20 protein-coding genes are annotated in these 19,001 nt (G+C 71.8%); 10 read left to right on the forward strand and 10 right to left on the reverse strand.

Going from position 1 to position 19,001, the window contains the following annotated elements:
* Positions 1 to 2: 2 nt before the first annotated feature.
* Entirely contained in the window at positions 3 to 866 is an 864-nt protein-coding gene (locus ACIQK6_RS33135) for a PhzF family phenazine biosynthesis isomerase (RefSeq protein WP_329102563.1), read from the forward strand.
* Between the two features lie 73 nt (positions 867 to 939).
* Positions 940 to 1,503, forward strand: a complete 564-nt coding sequence (locus tag ACIQK6_RS33140; RefSeq protein WP_329102565.1) for a GNAT family N-acetyltransferase — start codon at positions 940 to 942, stop codon at positions 1,501 to 1,503.
* A gap of 57 nt (positions 1,504 to 1,560) precedes the next feature.
* Here ACIQK6_RS33140 and efeU read toward each other — a convergent pair whose 3' ends face one another.
* The 6 genes from efeU to ACIQK6_RS33170 form a co-directional block, all read right to left on the reverse strand.
* Positions 1,561 to 2,418, reverse strand: coding sequence for an iron uptake transporter permease EfeU (gene efeU / locus ACIQK6_RS33145; protein ID WP_329102567.1), 858 nt, complete (start codon positions 2,416 to 2,418; stop codon positions 1,561 to 1,563).
* Positions 2,419 to 2,444: 26 nt separating this feature from the next.
* Positions 2,445 to 3,758, reverse strand: coding sequence for an iron uptake transporter deferrochelatase/peroxidase subunit (gene efeB, locus ACIQK6_RS33150; protein WP_402696323.1), 1,314 nt, complete (start codon positions 3,756 to 3,758; stop codon positions 2,445 to 2,447).
* Between the two features lie 32 nt (positions 3,759 to 3,790).
* Positions 3,791 to 4,945, reverse strand: coding sequence for an iron uptake system protein EfeO (gene efeO, locus ACIQK6_RS33155; protein WP_329102572.1), 1,155 nt, complete (start codon positions 4,943 to 4,945; stop codon positions 3,791 to 3,793).
* Positions 4,946 to 5,194: 249 nt separating this feature from the next.
* A complete protein-coding gene (locus ACIQK6_RS33160) occupies positions 5,195 to 6,034 on the reverse strand; it encodes a heme ABC transporter ATP-binding protein (RefSeq protein ID WP_402696353.1) in 840 nt (279 codons plus the stop codon).
* A gap of 8 nt (positions 6,035 to 6,042) precedes the next feature.
* On the reverse strand, positions 6,043 to 7,257 hold the full coding sequence (locus tag ACIQK6_RS33165; protein WP_402696325.1) for a FecCD family ABC transporter permease: 1,215 nt from the start codon (positions 7,255 to 7,257) through the stop codon (positions 6,043 to 6,045).
* A 100-nt stretch (positions 7,258 to 7,357) separates the two neighbouring features.
* On the reverse strand, positions 7,358 to 8,371 hold the full coding sequence (locus ACIQK6_RS33170; RefSeq protein ID WP_329102576.1) for an ABC transporter substrate-binding protein: 1,014 nt from the start codon (positions 8,369 to 8,371) through the stop codon (positions 7,358 to 7,360).
* A gap of 115 nt (positions 8,372 to 8,486) precedes the next feature.
* Here ACIQK6_RS33170 and ACIQK6_RS33175 point away from each other — a divergent pair, with 115 nt between their 5' ends.
* From ACIQK6_RS33175 to ACIQK6_RS33195, 5 genes are all read left to right on the forward strand, one after another.
* Positions 8,487 to 9,905, forward strand: a complete 1,419-nt coding sequence (locus ACIQK6_RS33175) for an HtaA domain-containing protein (protein WP_329102577.1) — start codon at positions 8,487 to 8,489, stop codon at positions 9,903 to 9,905.
* A 51-nt stretch (positions 9,906 to 9,956) separates the two neighbouring features.
* The gene (locus ACIQK6_RS33180) at positions 9,957 to 11,435 is read left to right on the forward strand and encodes an HtaA domain-containing protein (RefSeq protein ID WP_402696328.1); all 1,479 of its coding nucleotides are present in this window, start codon (positions 9,957 to 9,959) and stop codon (positions 11,433 to 11,435) included.
* A 20-nt stretch (positions 11,436 to 11,455) separates the two neighbouring features.
* Complete coding sequence (locus tag ACIQK6_RS33185; protein WP_329102579.1) at positions 11,456 to 12,121, forward strand: PhzF family phenazine biosynthesis protein; 666 nt, start codon at positions 11,456 to 11,458, stop codon at positions 12,119 to 12,121.
* An 86-nt stretch (positions 12,122 to 12,207) separates the two neighbouring features.
* Positions 12,208 to 12,534, forward strand: coding sequence for a hypothetical protein (locus ACIQK6_RS33190; protein WP_329102581.1), 327 nt, complete (start codon positions 12,208 to 12,210; stop codon positions 12,532 to 12,534).
* 128 nt (positions 12,535 to 12,662) lie between these two features.
* Entirely contained in the window at positions 12,663 to 13,310 is a 648-nt protein-coding gene (locus ACIQK6_RS33195; protein WP_402696329.1) for a heme oxygenase (biliverdin-producing), read from the forward strand.
* A 96-nt stretch (positions 13,311 to 13,406) separates the two neighbouring features.
* On the opposite strand, the gene map is transcribed toward ACIQK6_RS33195, so the two are convergent.
* Positions 13,407 to 14,264, reverse strand: coding sequence for a type I methionyl aminopeptidase (gene map / locus ACIQK6_RS33200; RefSeq protein ID WP_329102586.1), 858 nt, complete (start codon positions 14,262 to 14,264; stop codon positions 13,407 to 13,409).
* Between the two features lie 71 nt (positions 14,265 to 14,335).
* Between map and ACIQK6_RS33205 the strand changes: the two genes are divergently transcribed.
* Positions 14,336 to 14,584 (forward strand): hypothetical protein, encoded by a 249-nt coding sequence (locus ACIQK6_RS33205; protein WP_329102587.1) that lies wholly within the window; start codon positions 14,336 to 14,338, stop codon positions 14,582 to 14,584.
* Between the two features lie 15 nt (positions 14,585 to 14,599).
* Here the strand turns inward: ACIQK6_RS33205 and ACIQK6_RS33210 are convergent, their stop codons facing one another.
* Positions 14,600 to 15,211: a hypothetical protein gene (locus ACIQK6_RS33210; protein WP_329102589.1), complete on the reverse strand. Its 612-nt coding sequence runs from the start codon at positions 15,209 to 15,211 to the stop codon at positions 14,600 to 14,602.
* A gap of 94 nt (positions 15,212 to 15,305) precedes the next feature.
* On the opposite strand from ACIQK6_RS33210, the gene npdG reads away from it, so the two are divergent.
* Together npdG and ACIQK6_RS33220 are read left to right on the forward strand one after the other, a co-directional pair.
* Positions 15,306 to 16,010, forward strand: coding sequence for an NADPH-dependent F420 reductase (gene npdG / locus ACIQK6_RS33215; protein WP_329102591.1), 705 nt, complete (start codon positions 15,306 to 15,308; stop codon positions 16,008 to 16,010).
* 91 nt (positions 16,011 to 16,101) lie between these two features.
* Positions 16,102 to 16,293, forward strand: coding sequence for a hypothetical protein (locus ACIQK6_RS33220; RefSeq protein ID WP_329102592.1), 192 nt, complete (start codon positions 16,102 to 16,104; stop codon positions 16,291 to 16,293).
* A 46-nt stretch (positions 16,294 to 16,339) separates the two neighbouring features.
* On the opposite strand, the gene ACIQK6_RS33225 is transcribed toward ACIQK6_RS33220, so the two are convergent.
* Both ACIQK6_RS33225 and ACIQK6_RS33230 read right to left on the reverse strand, forming a co-directional pair.
* Complete coding sequence (locus ACIQK6_RS33225) at positions 16,340 to 18,007, reverse strand: hypothetical protein (RefSeq protein ID WP_402696330.1); 1,668 nt, start codon at positions 18,005 to 18,007, stop codon at positions 16,340 to 16,342.
* Positions 18,008 to 18,136: 129 nt separating this feature from the next.
* Positions 18,137 to 18,937 (reverse strand): site-2 protease family protein, encoded by an 801-nt coding sequence (locus tag ACIQK6_RS33230; protein WP_329102597.1) that lies wholly within the window; start codon positions 18,935 to 18,937, stop codon positions 18,137 to 18,139.
* Positions 18,938 to 19,001: the final 64 nt, after the last annotated feature.

The following is a 19,001-nucleotide window of genomic DNA, read 5'->3' on the forward strand; positions in this document are numbered from 1 at the left end:
GCATGAACGACACCGAAGTACTGAGCTACACCGCCTTCTCCCACGACCCGGAGGGCGGCAATCCGGCCGGGGTCGTGCTCGACGCCGCCGGACTGGACGAGGGCGCCATGCTGGAGATCGCCGCCGGGCTCGGCTACAGCGAGTCGGCCTTCCTGACGCCCCCGCCCGAGGGGTTCGGCGGCGAGGAGGGCCGTTCCTTCACCGTGCGCTACTTCAGCCCCAAGGCGGAGGTCCCCTTCTGCGGGCACGCCACCGTGGCCACGGCCATCGCGCTGGGGGAGCGGATCGGGCCGGGCGAACTCCTCCTCGCCACCCGAGCCGGGACCGTACCGGTGTCCGTCACCTCCGAGGGCGGGCGGCTGCGGGCCACGCTCACCACCGTCGAGCCGCACACCGAGGAGATCGGCGCGGCGGACCTCGCCGAAGCACTGGCCGCGCTGGACTGGCCGGAGGCCGACCTGGACCCGGCGATCCCGCCGGCGATCGCCTACGCCGGGGCCCGGCACCTGGTGATCGGCGCCGGCACCCGGGCCCGGCTCGCGGACCTGGCCTACGACTTCGCCCGGCTGGAGGCCCTGATGCGGCGCCTGGACCTCACCACGGTCCAGCTGGTGCACCGGGCCGGACCGGCGGAGTTCCACGTACGCGACCCCTTCCCGGTGGGCGGCGTCGTCGAGGACCCCGCCACGGGAGCGGCCGCGGCCGCCTTCGGCGCGTACGCCCGCGAGCGCGGCCTGGTCCCGGCGGACGCGGTGCTCACCCTCCACCAGGGAGCGGACATGGGCCGCCCCGGGGTGCTCACCGTGGAACTGCGCGAGGGCGACCCCCGGGTCAGGGTGAGCGGCGAGGGCGTCCGCATCCCGTGAACGGATCCATCGGCCCGGATTCCCGGGGCTCCGCCCCGGACCCCGCTTCCCGAACCCCGGAGGGGCTGCGACCGTGAGGGTGATCGGATGCGCCGAGGCGGACCTGCCCGCGGGCCCGGCCCGGCAGGTCGCCGAGCTGGAGGCGAGGGCGTGGCCCGGCTCCACCCCCGGCCACGACCCTGCGCTCCACCCGAGGACGATGCTGCTCGTGGACGCGGCCGGCACCGTGACCGCCGCGCTGTCGCTGCTGTACAAGCCGATCCCGCTCGCGGACCGCACGTACCGGGCCGCCGGGCTCAGCTCCGTGGTCGCCCTGCCGGAGCTGCGCGGCCGCGGGCTCGGCGGCCGGCTGGTCGCGGCGGCCCGCGCCGAGCTGGCCGCCGACCCGGCCGTGGACCTGGCGCTGTTCAGCTGCGACCGACCCCTGGCCGCCTTCTACGAGGCGGCCGGCTTCGAAGTGCTGCCCGGCACGGTCCTGGTGGGCGGAACCCCCGAGGATCCCCTGGCCACCGACGAACCCGGCTTCGACAAGGTGGTCCTCGCGGCGTTCTTCACGGTCGACCCGGGCCGTGACCGCGCCGCCTTCACGGGCGTCCGCGTCCCGCTCCACCCCGGAAACACCGACAGGCTGTGGTGACGGGCCCGAAGGCCCTTCACCACAGCCTGTCCGCGGCGGCCGCCCGGCCGCCCGCACTCAGCCCGCGGGCGTGGAGTCCGAGTCCGCCGGCCGCACCTTCGGCGCGGCCGCCGGACGGCCGCGGTCCAGGAGGAACAGCGTCAGCACGGGCACCAGGTACAGCACCCACACCGTGAGCTGGAGGACGGTCGGGTCGGGCTGGAAGTTGAAGACGCCCTTGAGCAGGGTCCCGTACCAGCTGTCCGGCGGGATCGCCTCGCTGATGTCGAAGGCCTTGTCGCCCAGGCCGCCCAGGAAACGGGCCTCCTGGAGGTCGTGCACCCCGTACGCGAGCACACCCGCGGCCACGATCACCAGCATGGCGCCGGTCCACCGGAAGAACTTCGCCAGATTGATCTTCAGCGTGCCCCGGTAGAAGAGGTACCCCAGCGCGATCGCCGTGGCGATGCCCAGCAGCACACCGATCAGCGGAGCCGAGGAACCCTCGCCGCTGGCCCGTACCGACGCCCAAACGAAGAGCGCCGTCTCCAGGCCCTCCCGGCCGACGGCCAGGAAGGCGGTGGCCACCAGCGCCCCGGTGCCCATGGCCAGCGCCGTGTCGAGCTTGCCGTGCAGATCGGCCTTCAGATGCCGCGCGGTGCGCTTCATCCAGAAGACCATCCACGTCACCAGACCCACGGAGATGATCGACAGGGTGCCGCCGAGCAGCTCCTGCGCCTCGAAGGTCAGCTCCTGGGTGCCGAATTCGAGCATCGCGCCGAAGGCGAGGGAGATCCCGCAGGCGATCGCGATGCCCAGCCACACGGGACGCAGGGCGTCCCGGCGCTCGGTCTTCACCAGGTAGGCGACGAGGATGCAGACGACCAGGCTGGCCTCCAGCCCCTCGCGCAGGCCGATCAGATAGTTGCCGAACACGGCGGTTGTTCCTCTCCGGCGGATACTTACGCGAACAGCGTCCGGCCCCACCAGTCGTCCTTGTCACGGACGCCCGGCGGGACGGCGAAGACGGCCGAACCCACGTGCTGGATGTATTCGTTGAGGACGTCGGACCTGGCTAGATTGCGCTGGATCGGGATGAAGCCCTTGCGTATGTCGCGCTGGTAGGCGAGGAAGAACAGGCCCGCGTCCAGGCGGCCCAGTCCGTCCGTGCCGTCGGTGAAGGAGTAGCCGCGGCGCAGGATCGTCGCACCATTGTTGGTGTCCGGGTGCGCGAGGCGCACGTGCGCCTCCGGCTTCATCGCCTTCAGGAACGGCTCGTCGCGCTCCCTGGACTTGCCGACCGGGGCACCCTCGCCCTTGTCACGGCCGAAGATGTCCTCCTGCTCCTGGAGCGGGGTGCGGTCCCAGGTCTCGATGTTCATCCGGATCCGGCGCGCCACCAGGTACGAGCCACCGGTCAGCCAGTCGCTGCCGTCGCCCGCGCCGACCCACACGTGCTTGTCCAGGGCGGCCTTGTCGGTGCCGGAGACGTTCCGGGTGCCGTCCTTGAAGCCCATCATGTTGCGCGGGGTCTGCTCGTCGGGCGTCGTCGACGAGGTCTTGCCGAAGCCGAGCTGCGACCAGCGCATGGCGGTGCGGCCGAAGCCGATGCGGGCCAGCTGACGGATCGCGTGCACGGCGACCTGCGGGTCGTCGGCGCAGGCCTGGACGCAGAGGTCGCCGCCGGAGCGGGCCGGGTCCAGGTTGTCGCCGGGGAACAGCTCCAGGTCCACCAAGGCCTCGGGGCGCTTGCCCTCCAGCCCGAACCGGCCCTTGGCGAACAGGCCCGGACCGAAGCCGATGGTCAGGGTGAGCCGGGAGGCCTTCAGGCCCAGCGCCTCGCCCGTGTCGTCCGGCGGGGCCTCCGGGAGGCCGCCGAAGCCGCCCTCGCCGACCGGCAGACCGGCCGTCATCAGCCGGGCCGCCACCGTCCACTCCTTGAGGAGCTTGATCAGTTCCTCGCGGTCCTTCGTCTTCACGTCGAAGGCCGCGAAGTGCAGGCGGTCCTGCACGGCGCTCGCGATACCGGCCTGGTGTTCGCCGTGGAACGGCACGGACGCCCCGGAGGCCGCCGCCGACACCATGTCCGAGCTGCCGCCGAAGGCCGTCACCGCACCGCCGGCCGCGGCGGCGCCGAGCGCGAACCCGGCCCCGCCCCAGCCCAGCACCGCACGCCGCGAGGGCGCCGCGGCGGAAGACGTCGCCGAACCGTCACCGTCCTGCTGAGACTGCTGCTGCTGCTGCGGCTGCTGCGCAGCCGAGTCCGACTCGGTCATCGTCCTCTCCCGCCTGCTTTCGTCTCTGCCGGTTACTTGGTGACCGCGGCGGCGAGCTTGGAGAGCGGCTCGGCGAGCGCGTTCACGCCGTCCGAGAGCTCCTTGCGCTCCGGCTCGCCGACCTTCTCGTACGAGGTGAACTCGTAGGTGGCCTGGTCGGCGCGGTACTTGTCCAGAAGGGTGTTCAGGGCCGCGAACTGGGTGTCGAGCTGCTTGACCAGCTCCGGGTCGTTCTTCGCGGCGATCGGCTTGAGCAGCTCGAACGCCTTCTGCGCACCCTCGACGTTGGCCTTGAAGTCGACCAGGTCGGTGTGCGAGTAGCGCTCCTCCTCACCGGTGACCTTGCCGGTGGCGACCTCGTCGAGGAGCTCCTTGGCGCCGTTGGCGATCGAGGTCGGGGTGATCTCCGCCTGGCCGACCTTCTTCTGCCAGTCGGTCAGGTCCGCGATCAGGGTGTCGGCGAGCTGCTTCTCCCGGTCGCCGATCTTGTTGTCGACCCACAGGGCCTTCTCCAGGCGGTGCCAGCCGGTCCAGTCCTTCTCCAGGTCCTGGCCGGCCTCCAGGCCGTCCTCGCGGACGTCCACCTTCGGGTCGATGTCGCCGAAGGACTCGGCGACCGGCTCGGTGCGCTCCCAGCCGATGCGCGAGGCGGCGTACAGCTTCTTCGCGCCCTCGACGTCACCGGCCTTCACCGCGTCCGCGAAGGCCTGCGCCTTGGGGAGGGTCTCCTCGGCCTGCGTGACCACGTAGGCACGGTAGGCGGCGACCGCGGCGTCCATCTCGGGGCTGCGCTTCTCCTCGGCACCGCCCTTGCCGGTGGCCTTGACCTTCTTGGAGATGCCGTCGCCCTTCATGCCGGGCTTGCAGACGATCTCGTAGTCGCCCGCCTTGATCTCGGCGGTGATGGAGGCCTTGGTACCGGGGCCGATGTTCTCGCGCTCGGTCACGATGCGGGCGTCCGGGAAGAGGACGTAGACCTCGGTGACCTTGGAGCCCTTGTTCTCGACGTCGATCTGCACCTTGCCGGCCGGGAACTCCGTCTTCGACACGTCGCAGGCGCTGTCGGACGCCGCCACCTTGATCGCGTCGTCGCCGCCCGCGTCGCTCTTCTGGGAGCAGCCGGTGACGGCGGTCAGTGCGGCCGCCACGGAGGCCGCGGCGATGACAGTGAGGCGGGCGGGGCGCATATGGGGGCTCCTGGCGTCGGACGAAGGGGCCGTCCCGAGGAAGGAAAGGCCGATGAGGCGGACCTAACTTAACCGAGGCTTACCTCACCCATGCCCCCTCGTACCGTGATTCAGCTCATACGCTTGGGTCCCGGACACGGCCCTGTCACGAGGCCTCCACGGCAGCCCCATGGAGCGGTCAAGCGGAAGTCAAGAGGGAGGTCCGGCCCCGGTCCGGGCCCCGGTCCGCGCCGGAGGTCGAGCCGCGGGTCAAGCCCGTACCGGAACCACCAGCGGGGCCCCGGTACGGGGGTGCGGGAGGACCTCCACCGGCTGCCGGTAGACCCGGCTCAGCAGCCCGACCTCGAACACCTCGGCCGGCGGGCCGTCCGCGGCGATCCGCCCGTCGTGCAGGACGGCGGCCCGGTCCGCGTAGGCGGCGGCCAGCCCCAGGTCGTGCAGGACGACGACGACCGCGTCCCCGGCGGCCGCCCGCTCCCGGCAGATGCGCAGGACGAGCTCCTGGTGGCGCAGGTCGAGGGCGGCGGTCGGCTCGTCGAGCAGCAGCAGGGGGGCCCGCTGGGCCAGTACGCGGGCCAGGGCGACCCGGGCCCGTTCGCCGCCGGAGAGGGCGGAGAAGGGACGCGCGGCGAAGTCCGTGACCTCGGTGGCGGCCATGGCGACGGCCACCGCCTCCTCGTCGGCCTCGGCGAGGGGAGTGCCGGCCCAGGGCGCCCGGCCCATCCGTACGACGTCCTCCACCGGGAAGGGGAACGACAGTGCGGCGGACTGGGGTAGTACGGAGCGGCGCAGGGCGAGGTCCGGGGCGCTCCAGTCGCCCACCGGGCGGCCGTCGATCCGGATCACCCCGGAAGCGGCGGGCAGGTCGGCGGCGAGCGCGCCCAGCAGCGTGGACTTGCCGGCGCCGTTCGGGCCGACCAGCGCCAGCACCTCGCCGGCGCGGGCGGTCAGGTCGATTCCGGCGAGGACCTCGCGCTGCCCGAGCCGCAGGTGCAGGTCCACGGCCTCGGCGACCGCGTCGCCCGGGGCGGGGCGGGCGGGGACGGTCTTGCGCGAGCGGGTGAGCAGCCCGGTCAGTGACCCGGTCAGCTTGCTGGTCACGCCCAGCCTCCTTGCTTGCGGCGGGTGCGGCGCAGCAACCAGAAGAAGAACGGGCTGCCGAGCAGGGCGGTCAGCACCCCGAGCGGCAGCTCGGCGGGCTGGGCGAGGGTACGGGCGGCCAGGTCGCCCGCGACCAGGACGACGGCGCCGGCGAGGGCGCTGCCGGGGACCAGGAAGCGGTGGCCGGGGCCGTTGGCCATGCGCAGCAGGTGCGGGACGAGCAGGCCGATGAAGGTGATGACGCCGGCCACGGCGACGGCGGCGGCGGTGAGCAGCGCGACGACCAGGATGAGGGAGAGGCGCAGCCGCTCCACGTCGATGCCGAGGTGGCGGGCCGGGCGTTCGCCGAGGGAGAGGAGGTCGAGGCGGCGGGAGTAGAAGGGGGCGACCAGCAGTCCGGCCACGGCGCAGGGCAGGACGGCGAGGACCTTGGGCCAGGTGGCCTGGGCGAGGGAGCCGAGCTGCCAGAAGGTGATCTGGTTGACCTGGCCGCTGTCCGCGAAGAAGACGAACAGGCCGATGAGGGCGCCGGCGAAGGCGTTGACGGCGATGCCGGTGAGGATGAGGGTGACGACCTCGGTCTTCCCGCCGTTGCGGGAGAGGAGGTAGACGGAGCTGACGGTGATCAGGCCCGCGATGAACGCGCAGACGGTGATGGTCCAGTTGCCGAAGAAGCTGAGGCCGAGGCCGATGGCGGCGACCGCGCCGACGGCGGCGCCGGCCGAGATGCCGATGACGCCGGGCTCGGCGAGGGGGTTGCCGAAGACGCCCTGCATGAGCGCGCCCGCGCAGCCGAGGCTGGCGCCGACGAGCAGGGCGAGCACGACGCGGGGGAGGCGGACGTTCCACAGCACGCTCTCGCCGACCCGGTCGAGGGGGGCTCCACCGAGGCCGAGGTGGTGCTGGACGGAGGCGAGGACGTCCGTGAGGGGGATGTCGTAGGCGCCGATGCCTGCGGAGAGCAGGGCGAGGAGGGCGAGGGTCGCGACGAGGGCGGTGGTGAGGAGGGCGGGCCTGCCGGTGCCGCTGCCGCTGCGGAGCTTGGCCTTGTCCTTCGCCGAGGCGGCCGGGGTCGGCTCGGCGGTGGCGGGTGCGGGGGTTCCGCCGGGGCCGGGCGCGCGCCGGGGCGTCTCCTCGGGCGCCGAACGTGACGAGGGGTCGGAAAGCGCGGCGGCAGTGCGTTCGGCGCCCTGCGGGGATCGCCCCGACACGCTCCCGGCCCCGTCGGAACCGCGCAGGGGTGGCGCCGACGCAGTCCCGGATCCGTCGGTTTTGGGAGCGGTTCTTGCTTCCGGGTCGTGGAGGGTCATTTCAGGCGCCCTTGTTGTAGAGCTGGGTGACCAGGGAGGCGAGGACCTGGTCGGTGCGGGGGCCGTAGTTGAGGAGGACGCCGTCGTCGACCGTGACCACCCGGCGGTCCATGCCGGCCGGGGTCTGGGCGACGCCCGGGATCTTCACCAGGCCGTCGATGCCGCCGACCGATTCGAGCCCCTTGGACATGACGAGGATCGCGTCGGGCGCTGCGGCCGCCAGGGCCTCGCTGGTGATCGGGGTGAAGTCCTTGCCGAGTCCGGAGTCCTTGCCGGTGTCGACCGCGCCGGCCGCCTCCAGCAGTGAGGCGGCGCCGGAGTCCGAACCGCCCAGCAGGTAGACGGAGGCGGTGCCGCGCAGGTAGAGGAAGGCCACCCGGGGCTTCTTGCCGGAGGCGGCCGGGATGTCCTTGCGCACGGTGGCGATCCGGTCGGCGGTGCGCTGGTTCAGCTGCGTGCCGGCCTCCTTGACGCCGAGCGCGGCGGCCACGGCGTCGATGCGCTTCGGGACGTCCTCCAGTCCCTTGGCGGGGTCGAGGACCAGGAGCGGGACGCCGGCGTCGCGGATCTGCTGAATCGCTTCTCCGGGTCCGCTGGTCGTCTCCGCGATGACGAGGGTGGGGCGCAGCGATAGGACGCTCTCGGCGGAGACGTCGTGGCCGCGCGTCACCACCGGCAGTTGGGCGGCCTGTTCGAAGGTGGCCGTGATGTCCCGGGCGACGACCTGCTTGCCGAGGCCCAGCGTGTGGACGATCTCGTTGAGGCTGCCGCTCAGCGGGACGACCCGGTCCGCTGACGTGATCGTGACCTGGGTGCCGTCGGCCGAGGGCACGGTGACCGGCAGGGCGGGCTGTGGCGCCGGGAGCGGTTCCAGCCGGTCCGGGACCGCGGCTGCGCCGGGGGCGGATGAGCCCGAGGTGGTGGCCGTACCTCCGCAGGCCGTCAGCGCGAGTGCCAGTGCTGCTACGGCAACTGCGAGACGGGGAAAGCGGTGTGACGCGGCGGGCGTAGGCACGAAGGCACCGTCCTGATCGTCCGACTGAGGTTCTGGAGACCGGGGGGTGTTCATCCGGCCGTGGTTAGCTTAGGTTAGCCTAACCTTGCTCGCTAGACCTGAGGAGGGGGCATTCATGCCCACGAGACCCGTCCGTACGTTCGCCGTCGCCCTGTTGGCGGCCCTGCTGGGGGCACTGCTCCCGGCGACCGCCGCCCGGGCGGGCACCGTACAGGGGGGTCGGCTCGACTGGGGCATCAAATCGTCTTTCCAGAGTTATGTCACGGGTCCGGTGGCAAAAGGCAGTTTCAAGCTGAAGAGTGGCGCAGCCACGGTGGGCGGCAGCCTCTTCCGCTTCCACTCCGCGGCCGGCTCCTACGACCCCGACTCCGGAACCTTCGAGGCCTCCTACTCGGGCGGGGTGACCTTCCAGGGCCACCAGAAGCCCGACGGCGTCTACGAGCTGGACATGACCATCAGCCGCCCGACCGTCAAGATCTCCGGCGGCAAGGGCACGCTGTACGTGGACGTCTCCAGCAAGGCCAAGGACAGCGGCGTGGTCACCAACCAGTCGCAGGTCGCCTTCGCTTCGCTGGGCGTCGGCGGCATCCACATGAAGGGCGGCGCCAGCCCGCTGTCCCTCACGAACATCCCGACCACTCTTACCGGGGAGGGCGCCAAGGCCTTCGCCGGCTACTACGGCGCCGGCACCCAGCTCGACCCGATCTCGCTCTCCGCCGACGTCAAGGCCGCCCCGGCCGCCGAGCCCGCGCCGACCGCGACGGCGACGGCCGCGCAGCCGACCGCCACCGCGCAGACCCCGCAGGCGGCGGGTGCCTTCACCGACGCCGCCGTCGACTGGGGGGTGCGCCGCACCTTCCGCGAGTACGTCACCGGCTCGATCGGCCAGGGCAAGTGGGTCCTCGCCGAGGGCGCCCAGGACGGCGGCGCGCTGTTTCGCTTCCCGCAGGGCAAGGGCTCGTACGATGGCGAAAAAGGCACCCTCGATGCGGCCTTCGCCGGTACGGTCCAGTTCACCGGCGCCCACCTGGACCTCACGCTCGGCAAGATGAGCGTCAAGGTGGAGAACGGCAAGGGCGTCCTGTCCGCGGACGTGACCGCCGGCGGCGCCACGAAGAACGCCGTCCCGCTCGTGGAGTTCGACGCCAAGGGTCTGAAGACCGAGGGCAAGCTGGCCACCCTGACCGAAGCCCCGGCCACCCTCACCGAGGGCGGCTCGCAAGCCTTCAACTCCATGTACAAGGCCGGCACCGAGATGGATCCGGTCTCGCTCGCCGTCGCCCTGGACGCCACCGCCCAACTGCCCGCCCTGCCCGACCTGGGCTCGACGGCGTCGCCCGCCCCCGCGGCCGCGTCGCCGTCCGCCGAGCCCGCCCCCGCCCCCGCCGCGAAGGCCGCGGAGTCCTCGAACACCGGGCTCTTCGTCGCCCTCGCCGTGGCCGTCCTGGTCCTGGCCGGCGGCGCCACCTTCCTGGTCGTGCGCAAGCGCCGTACGGCAGCGGCCCCGCCGACGCCGACCGACGCGCCCCAGTAGGCACCCACCCCTTCCTCTTCCCCTCCCCTGTTCCTCCAGGAGTTCCCAGCCATGTCGTCCATCCGACGCCCGATTTCCCTCGCGGCCGCAGTCCTGACCGCCGCAGCGCTCGGCGCCACCGCCTTCGCCCTGCCGGCCACCGCTGCGGGCGGCCCGCCCACCGACCCGGTGAAGATCACCGGTGGCACCCTCGACTGGGGCGTGCTCGCGAGCTACCGCAACTACGTGACCGGCATGGCCAAGGGCACCATCACCGTCGCGGACGGCGCCCAGCAGAACGCGGACGGCACGCTGCGCTTCGTCGAGCCCACCGGCGCGTACGAGCCGGCCAACGGGCACGTGGTGAAGGCGGCCTTCAAGGGCAGCGTCACCTTCTCCTCGCCCGCCCCGCCGGCCGGCCACGGCTTCGAGGTCAAGCTCTCGGACATTCGCATCGACACCGGCACCAAGAAGCTCACCGCGGACGTCACCAAGGGCGGCACGACCACCCAGGACGTGCCCATGGCCACCGTGGCCTTCGCCGGCCAGGCGATGAACGGCCTGGCGACCACGCTCACCCAGGAGGCCGCGGACGCGCTCGGGTCGCCGGGCTACAAGGACAAGCCGGGCGACCCGCTCACCGCGAAGCTGGAGCTGGAGAAGAAGCCCGACCCCGAGCCCAGCCCGGACAACACCACCAAGAACCCGACCCCGCCGGCCGACGACGTGCAGAAGGTGCTCAGCGGCAAGCTGACGTGGGGCGTGAAGGAGTCCTTCCGCAAGTACGTGCTGAGCGCGGGGTCGATCACTCCGGCCGGCGGCGCCGCAAAGAACGGCGACACCTTCGACTTCGCCTTCGGCAAGGGCGACCTCGACGTCAAGAAGCAGAAGCTGAACGCCTCCTTCCAGGGCAACCTCCGTTTCCAGTACGTCGCCCACGGCATCGACATGACCTTCGGTAGCCCCCGCGTCGAGGCCACCGGCAAGACCGGCACCCTCTACGTGGACGTCAAGAACGCCTCCGGCACCAAGACGGGCCTCCGCTTCGCCACGCTCGACCTGTCGAAGACCGACTACAAGACCAAGGACGGCGTCCTGGCGCTGAACGCGGTCCCGGCGGTCTTCACCGCCGAGGGCGCGGCCGCCTTCGCCAATGACACCACCGGCTCCATGTACAAGGCGGGCGACGCGATCGACCCGCTCACCTTCGCCGTGGCGGTGGACAAGGACGCCACCCTGCCGAGCACCGGCGGTACGACGGGCGGCTCGACCGGCGGCACCACCGGCGGCACCACGGGCGGTTCGAACGGTGGAACCACGGGCGGTACGACCGGTGGAACCACGGGCGGTACGACCGGTGGAACCACGGGCGGTACGACCGGTGGTACGGGCGGCACCGTGGGCGGCGGCTCCTCCACCGTCGGCGGCAACCTCGCCAACACCGGCGCCGAGATCCCGACCGGGGCCCTGCTCACCACCTCCGGCGTGGTGATCGCGGCCGGCGCGGGCGCGGTGTACTTCGCGCGCAGGCGCCGTACGGCCCAGGTCTGAGCCGTGCTTCAATTTCCCGCGTGAACGATCTCGACGTGTTGAAGGTCTTCTGCGCGGGCGACGGCCGGTTCGGCAACCTGCTCGGTGTCGTACGCGACGGCCGGACCTGCCCCGACGATGCGTCGCGGCAGGCCCTGGCCGCCGAACTCGGCTACAGCGAAACGGTGTTCGTCGACGACCCCGAGCGCGGGGTCGTCGACATCCGCACCCCCGGCACGCGCATGTCCTTCGCGGGACATCCGCTGGTCGGGGCCGCGTGGCTGCTGGACATCGAAGAGCTCCAGCCGCCCGCCGGATCCGTATGGGCCCGGGACGACGGGGAGTTCACCTGGATCACGGCCCGCCCCGAGTGGGTCGAGGGCAAGCGCACCGAACAGTTCGGATCCGTCGCCGAGGTCGAGGCGCTGCCCGCCCCGCCGCCCGGCGAGGGCTGGTTGTACGCCTGGGCCTGGGAGGACGAGGCCGCGGGCCGCGTGCGCGCCCGGGGCTTTCCGCGCCGCCCCGACGGGATCATCACCGAGGACGAGGCCACCGGTTCGGCGGCGATCCTGCTGACGGCCCAGCTGAACCGCGCCCTGAACATCACCCAGGGCGCCGGCTCCCAGATCCTCACCGCTCCCGGCCCGGACGGCACCGTGGAGATCGGCGGTCGGGTCCGCTTCGCCCCGACCCCGGACGGGATCTGAGCCCCCCCACCCTGAGTACCCCGCGCAAGGGGAAATGAGTACGTCGGCGCTGACGGGGCCGCCGGTCGGCGCGGTGCAATGGCGCCATGACGAAGACTTCGGTGACCCCCCGCCCCGACGAGCGGCAGCGGCAGCGGTGGCTGCCGGTGGCCGCGCTCTTCACCGTGCTGGCCCCGGTGGCCGCCTGGTGCGGCCGGGCGAGCTCCTACCTGCCCGGCTTCCCGCCCGGAGTCTTCGCGCTCTTCTACGCCGTGCCGCTGGCGATGGTGGCCTTCACCTGGATCCCGCCCCGGACCGACGCGCAGCGCACGCGGCGTCTCGCGCTGGGGAGCATCGGCTGCCTGCTGGCCTTCTTCTACCCCCACGTGTTCCTCGTCGGGGTGCTCACGCTCTGGGCTTTCTCGGGCGGCTGAGCCGGGCGCAGGACCGGATTTTTTACCGACAAGACGTCGGGAACTCATTGACTTAGGCAAACCTAAGTAGGAGGATCGGGCGTGGCGGCGATGCCGTCACGCCTGTTTCCTCTTCCTGGAGGTCCGCCTTGGACGCCTTCTCTACGGTCATCCGCGTCGCCTCGCACGAGCAGCACACCGAGGCCGAGACGTCGACCTTCATGAGCGATCTGCTGGGTGGACGACTCGGCGTGGACGCGTACACGCGCTACACCGAGCAGTTGTGGTTCGTGTACCGGGCCCTGGAGGACGCGGCCGAATCCCTCAAGGACGACCCGGTGGCGGGCCCGTTCATCCAGCCCGAGCTCATGCGCGTCGCCGAGATCGAGCGCGACCTCGCCCACCTGGTGGGTCCGGACTGGCGCGAGAACGTGGTGCCCCTGCCCGCGACGCGTGCGTACGCCGACCGGGTGGCCCGGTGCGCGGCCGAGTGGCCGGGCGGCTACGTCGCCCACCACTACACCCGCTACCTGGGCGACCTCTCCGGCGGCCAGATCATCCGCGACAAGGCGGAGCGCACCTGGGGCTTCGAACGCAAGGGCGACGGCGTCCGGTTCTACGTCTTCGCGGACATCTCCAACCCGGCGGCCTTCAAGCGGACCTACCGCGAGCTGCTGGACGCCATCGCGGCGGACGACCTGGAGAAGCAGCGCATCATCGACGAGTGTAAGCGCGCCTTCGACTTCAACGGTGCGGTCTTCCGGGAGCTGGGCGAGGAGTTCCCGCTCAGCGCGTGACCCCCGGGAGCCCGCGGAAACAGGGCCGGGCCCGGTGCACAGGTGCACCGGGCCCGATCGCGGTCGCGGTCGCGGTCACGGAGGGACCGCCGAACGCTAGGGGAGGGTCAGGATCTCCGCGCCGGAGTCCGTGACCACCAGCGTGTGTTCGAACTGCGCCGTCCGCTTGCGGTCCTTCGTGACGACCGTCCAGCCGTCCTCCCACATGTCGTACTCGTGGGTGCCCAGCGTCAGCATCGGCTCGATGGTGAAGGTCATGCCGGGCTCGATGACGGTGGTGGCGTGCGGGCTGTCGTAGTGCGGGACGATCAGGCCGGAGTGGAAGGACGAGTTGATGCCGTGGCCGGTGAAGTCCCGGACCACGCCGTAGCCGAAACGCTTCGCGTACGACTCGATGACCCGACCGATGATGTTGATCTGGCGGCCCGGCTTGACGGCCTTGATGGCCCGGTTCAGTGCCTCCCGGGTGCGCTCCACCAGCAGCCGGGACTCCTCGTCCACCTCTCCGCACAGGTAGGTCGCGTTGTTGTCGCCGTGCACGCCACCGATGTACGCGGTCACGTCGAGGTTCACGATGTCGCCGTCGCGCAGGACGGTGGAATCGGGGATGCCGTGGCAGATGACCTCGTTCACGGAGGAGCACAGCGACTTCGGGAAGCCCCGGTAGCCGAGCGTCGACGGGTAGGCCCCGTGGTCACACATGTATGCGTGGGCGACCTTGTCGAGCTCGTCGGTGGTCACCCCCGGCGCGATCAGCTTCGCGGCCTCTTCCATCGCCTGGGCGGCGATCCGACCGGCGATGCGCATGGCCTCGATGGTCTCGGCCGTCTGCACCTCCGGTCCGGTGTACGGAGTCGGTGCGGGCTTGCCCACGTACTCGGGCCGACGGATGTTTCCGGGAACGGAACGGACGGGGGAGAGCTCGCCTGGTACGAGCAGCGACTGGCCAGACATGCGAACGAGTGTATCCAGCGAGGATGGGGCAGCATGGCGGGATAGAGCGGTACGAGAGGAGCCCGACGAGGATGGCCCTGTTCAAGAAGCGTCAGGTGGGCAAACCCGGCGAGTGGTACTACTGCCTGGTCCACAAGAAGGTCGAGGAAGGCCCCGACTGCCCGGCCAAGGACCGGTTCGGGCCCTACGGCACCCCGGAGGAGGCGAACCACGCCATGGAGACGGCGCAGGAACGCAACCTCGAATGGCAGAACGACCCCAAGTGGAACGACCGGACCCGCGAGGACGAAGAGGGCGCCGCCGGCACGGGCGGGGCGTAGGCCGTCCCTTTCGGATCACCAGCGGCTGGGCGGCGGCGCGGTCAGGTGGTCGGCCAGCCGCGCCAGCCGGTCCCTGAAGCGGCGCGGTCCGCGCCGCACCGGCACGGTGTTCTCCCCGGCCGCCGCGCTGACCAGGTGCTGCACGGTGTCCAGGTCCATCCCGTCGTCCGACGCCGGCGCCGGTACCGACAGCGCGTCGTGGGCGAGCGCGCCCAGGTCCGGGTCCCCGCCGTCCAGGGACAGGACGGTCGCCCCCGCGCGCCGCACGTCGTGGACGCGCTCCAGCAGCCCCTCACCCGGTGCTCCGGGCGCCACCACCAGCAGCGTGTGCCCGCGCCGGGCCGCCGCCAACCGGCCCAGCCCCACCGACAGGTGCGGCGGCTCCCCGGGCCGCACGTGGTGGCGTACGAGGGTGGGCGCTAGCTCCGGCAGACCCGACCAGGCGGCTTCGTCCACCAGGTGCGCCGCCAGGTGCCAGGGCTCGTAGCCCTCGGTCCCCACCAACAACAGGTGACCGCCGGCCGGTACGACGGACCGGCGCATCGAACCGGCGAAGCGGCGCGCGTCCCCCGGCCACTGCGTACCGGCGAGCACCTCGCGCAGCAGCGCGACCCTCACGGCGTCCATATCGGCATCCTGCACCATGAGGGCGACACGGGGAGCGGTTCCTTCCCCTTCGTCACCCTTCGACTGTGGGCTACCCGGCAGTACCCTCGCCCCCATGACTTCCTCAGACAACACGCAGAAGCCGCCGGTCAAGGACCCATGGGAGCTGCCGGACGTTTCCGGCCTCGTCGTCGGCGTCCTCGGCGGCACCGGCGACCAGGGCCGGGGGCTGGCCTACCGACTCGCCAGGGCCGGCCAGAAGGTGATCATCGGCTCCCGAGCCGCCGACCGCGCGCAGACCGCGGCCGACGAACTGGGCCTGGGCGTGGAAGGCGCGGACAACGCCGAGTGCGCGCGCCGCAGCGACATCGTCATCATCGCGGTGCCGTGGGAGGGCCATGCCAAGACCCTCGAAGCACTGCGCGAGGACCTCGCCGGCAAGCTCGTGGTGGACTGCGTCAACCCGCTCGGCTTTGACAAGCAGGGCGCCTACGCCCTCCAGGTCGAAGAGGGCAGCGCCGCCCAGCAGGCCGCCGCCCTGCTCCCGGACTCCCGAGTCACCGCCGCCTTCCACCACCTCTCGGCCGTCCTGCTCCAGGACGAGTCGATCGACGAGATCGACACCGACGTGATGGTCCTCGGCGAGGCCCGCGCCGACACGGACATCGTCCAGGCCCTGGCCGCACGCATCCCCGGCATGCGCGGCGTCTTCGCCGGCCGCCTGCGCAACGCCCACCAGGTCGAGTCCCTGGTGGCCAACCTGATCTCCACCAACCGCCGCTACAAGGCCCACGCGGGCCTGCGCGTCACGGACCTCTGACCCCGGTCCGACACCCTTACGGCAGCACTGCGGGGCATGGGGGACACTGGAGGGGCTCGACCCCGTTCAGTGTTTCCGAGGAGCTCTTCCCATGCCCCGCCTTGCCGTTTTCGCCATCGTCGTCTGCGTCTGTGCGGTGGCGGCGGCCGTCGTCGCCTTCGTCGAGGGCAGCTTCCTCGGGATCGTCTGGGTGCTGCTGGCCGGCCTCACGTCCAACATGGCCTGGTACTACCTGCGCAAGGCGAAGGCCGAGAAGGCTTCCGCCGCGCGCCAGGTCGGCTAGTCACCCCCGGGGAACCGCCCGGGCGCCCTCGGGGGTGTCCGGTGCGTCAGACGGCCGGGCCGAAGCCGGTGACCGTGGGGTGCGGGGCGGTCGTGCCCGTACCCGGGAAGACGGTCACCTTGCCGGTGGCGTCCGCGGACCACAGGTCCGGCAGGCCGTCGCCCGTGAGGTCGCCGTCGGAGCCGACGCGCGGGTGCGCCGCCGGGGTCAGCGTGGACAGGACCGGACCGGCGGCCGGGTTCGCGAAGGCGGAGAAGTCCGGTGCGTCCGCGGTGCCCTTGATGGAGAAGGCGCGGATCGTGCCGTCCGCCCGGGAGCGGGCCCACAGGGTCGGGAAGTCCGTGCCCTGCGCCCGGCCCGGGGCGAGCAGGTCGTAGCCGGCCCAGGAGGTGTCGTCGGCGGAGAGGAGCACGGCCGTCCGCAGTCGGATGCCGCCGAACTTCGCGAGCCACAGCCGGCCGTTCTCGACGAACAGCAGGGAGCTGCGGGGCAGGAGGCCGTCGACCGCGCTGTCGCCGGTGGGCGATCCGTACGCGGCGATCTGCGTGACCTTCGACCAGTCCGCACCGAACCCGTGCTGAGCGCAGTCGATGACGGAACCTGCCGGGTCCAGGCACTTGGCGGGCTTGCCCAAGTGGATCGGGGCCTGGTCCGTGAAGTGGCCCGCACCGTCGTTGTTGAACCGGTAGACGTACTCCCCACCGGGGGCATGGGCCAGCAGGTCGTCGACCGCAGTCTCGCCCAAGGCACCTCGGTGGGTGTACTGGACAGCGGCCCAGCTCCCGCCGTCGCCCGGGGCGGCCAGGTGGCGGGCGTTCGCGGGGTCCAGCGGGTTCGCGCCCGGCTTGCGGAGGTTGCCCGCCGCGTCCGGGACGAGGACGTCCGGCTTCCCGTCGGCGTCGATGTCGCCGAAGGCGGCGGGCTTGGTGGTGGGCTGCGCGTAGTAGTACGCCTGCGCCTCGCCGAGGTTGCCCGCGTTGTCCCGCGTCTGTAGGTACACCGCCTGGCTGCCCCAGGTGGCGGGCTTGACCTTGATGTCGGCCGAACCGTCGGTCAGCCGGACGACGCGCGAGTCGGTCGCCGCGTCCGCGCAGCTCCAGCCGACCGGGAAGGTGGGGCTCGTCTGCCAGCGGGCACAGGCGATCCCCGAGCCGCCGTCGGTGCCCTTCAGGGTGAAGGTGGCCTCCTCGCCGACCTTCTTGGGGGTCTCGTCCGTGGTGACCTCGGCGGTGGGCCGGGTGTGGTCGACGCGGAAGTAGCACCAGGCCGTGTACGGGCTGGTCAGCTTCCCGTCGGTGGCCCGGGCCCGCCATGCGTACTGGCCGCCGTCCTTCAGCAGGTCGCGGGAGAAGACCGTGGCGGCCTGGGGGTAGGTGGACCACGAGGTCGTGACGTCGGTGCGCGCGCCCCCGTACGAGGTGTCCCACAGCTGGAACGTCGTCTGCAGCTGGGCCTGGGACGCCGAGGTGGCGGTGACCTTGGTCGTGACGTCGTCCAGGCCGATCCAGCCGGCTCCGGACCCCGCGTACGGGTCGGTGTAGCAGTCGGAGTACTGCTCCTCGCCGGCGAACCCGGGGGCCGGGCTGGTGAGGGGCGCCGTGACCTTGGGGGCCGCCGGGTCGGCGGCGGCCGAGGCCGGCGCGGCGGCGGCCAGGCCGAGCGCCAGCGACAGGGCCGCCGCGGGCAGGGCGCGCAAGGGCGTTCTGGATGTCATGTGTGCGAAATCCCCCCTGGGATTAATGCTGTTGATCGGTCGGATCGGTCGCAGTCTTTCCGAAAGGGATAGCGGCTCGCACTGACATTTCAGCGGACGGGCGACTCGGGCCGGGCCGGGTCGGCCGGGTCAGTCCTGCGGGACGGCGCAGTAGCCGTCGGAGTCCCGCCAGAAGCTGTAGAGGTCGCGGCCGCAGTACGTCTCCAGGTCCGTCACGCCGAGTGCAGACATCAGGCCGTCCACCGCGCCGAAGAAGAACGCGTTGACCCCCGGGATCCACAGCAGCGCGAACACGGCCAGCAGGCCGAACTGTGCCAGCGGCTCCATCTCGCGGCGCACCCGGTACGACAGCCAGGGCTCGATGACCCCGTAGCCGTCCAGGCCCGGTACCGGCAGGAAGTTCAAGATCGCTGCCGAGACCTGCAGCATGGCGAGGAAGGCGAGCGCGTAGCGGAACGCCAGCGGCACCCCGTCGAGGGCGTCCAGCCAGAACGGGGCCGTGCACACCGCGGCGAAGGCCACGTTGGTCAGCGGGCCCGCCGCCGAGATGAGGCTGTGCTTCCAGCGGCCCCGGATCCGGCTCCGCTCGATGAACACCGCGCCGCCGGGCAGGCCGATGCCGCCCAGGATCACGAAGATCACCGGCAGCACGATGCTGAGCAGTGCGTGCGTGTACTTGAGCGGATTCAGCGTCAGGTAGCCCTTGGCGCCCACCGTGAGGTCACCGCCGTGCAGGGCGGTGCGGGCGTGCGCGTACTCGTGCAGGCACAGCGAGACGATCCACGCCGACGTCACGAAGAGGAAAACGGCCAGTCCGGGGCTCGCCGCGTACCCCGTCCACACCGCCCAGCCGGTGACGGCCATGATCGCGAAGATGCCGAGGAATACCGAACTGATCTGCCGCTCTCCGCGGCTGCCCTGATGACCCATGCGGGCAACCTATCCCGCAGGCCGAACGGAAAACGGTGCGGGTCCCGGGCCGGGTACGGGGACA

Origin of the sequence: Streptomyces sp. NPDC091682, assembly GCF_044756625.1 — a bacterium.
Taxonomy (GTDB): domain Bacteria; phylum Actinomycetota; class Actinomycetes; order Streptomycetales; family Streptomycetaceae; genus Streptomyces.

Coding starts and splice junctions, on each gene's coding strand:
- ACIQK6_RS33135 (WP_329102563.1), top strand. CDS start 3: ATGAACGACACCGAAGTACTGAGCTACACCGCCTTCTCCCACGACCCG.
- ACIQK6_RS33205 (WP_329102587.1), top strand. CDS start 14,336: ATGGCCCTGTTCAAGAAGCGTCAGGTGGGCAAACCCGGCGAGTGGTAC.
- ACIQK6_RS33190 (WP_329102581.1), top strand. CDS start 12,208: ATGACGAAGACTTCGGTGACCCCCCGCCCCGACGAGCGGCAGCGGCAG.
- ACIQK6_RS33210 (WP_329102589.1), bottom strand. CDS start 15,211: ATGGACGCCGTGAGGGTCGCGCTGCTGCGCGAGGTGCTCGCCGGTACG.
- ACIQK6_RS33180 (WP_402696328.1), top strand. CDS start 9,957: ATGTCGTCCATCCGACGCCCGATTTCCCTCGCGGCCGCAGTCCTGACC.
- efeO (WP_329102572.1), bottom strand. CDS start 4,945: ATGCGCCCCGCCCGCCTCACTGTCATCGCCGCGGCCTCCGTGGCGGCC.
- ACIQK6_RS33230 (WP_329102597.1), bottom strand. CDS start 18,937: ATGGGTCATCAGGGCAGCCGCGGAGAGCGGCAGATCAGTTCGGTATTC.
- npdG (WP_329102591.1), top strand. CDS start 15,306: ATGACTTCCTCAGACAACACGCAGAAGCCGCCGGTCAAGGACCCATGG.
- ACIQK6_RS33220 (WP_329102592.1), top strand. CDS start 16,102: ATGCCCCGCCTTGCCGTTTTCGCCATCGTCGTCTGCGTCTGTGCGGTG.
- ACIQK6_RS33225 (WP_402696330.1), bottom strand. CDS start 18,007: ATGACATCCAGAACGCCCTTGCGCGCCCTGCCCGCGGCGGCCCTGTCG.
- map (WP_329102586.1), bottom strand. CDS start 14,264: ATGTCTGGCCAGTCGCTGCTCGTACCAGGCGAGCTCTCCCCCGTCCGT.
- ACIQK6_RS33175 (WP_329102577.1), top strand. CDS start 8,487: ATGCCCACGAGACCCGTCCGTACGTTCGCCGTCGCCCTGTTGGCGGCC.
- efeB (WP_402696323.1), bottom strand. CDS start 3,758: ATGACCGAGTCGGACTCGGCTGCGCAGCAGCCGCAGCAGCAGCAGCAG.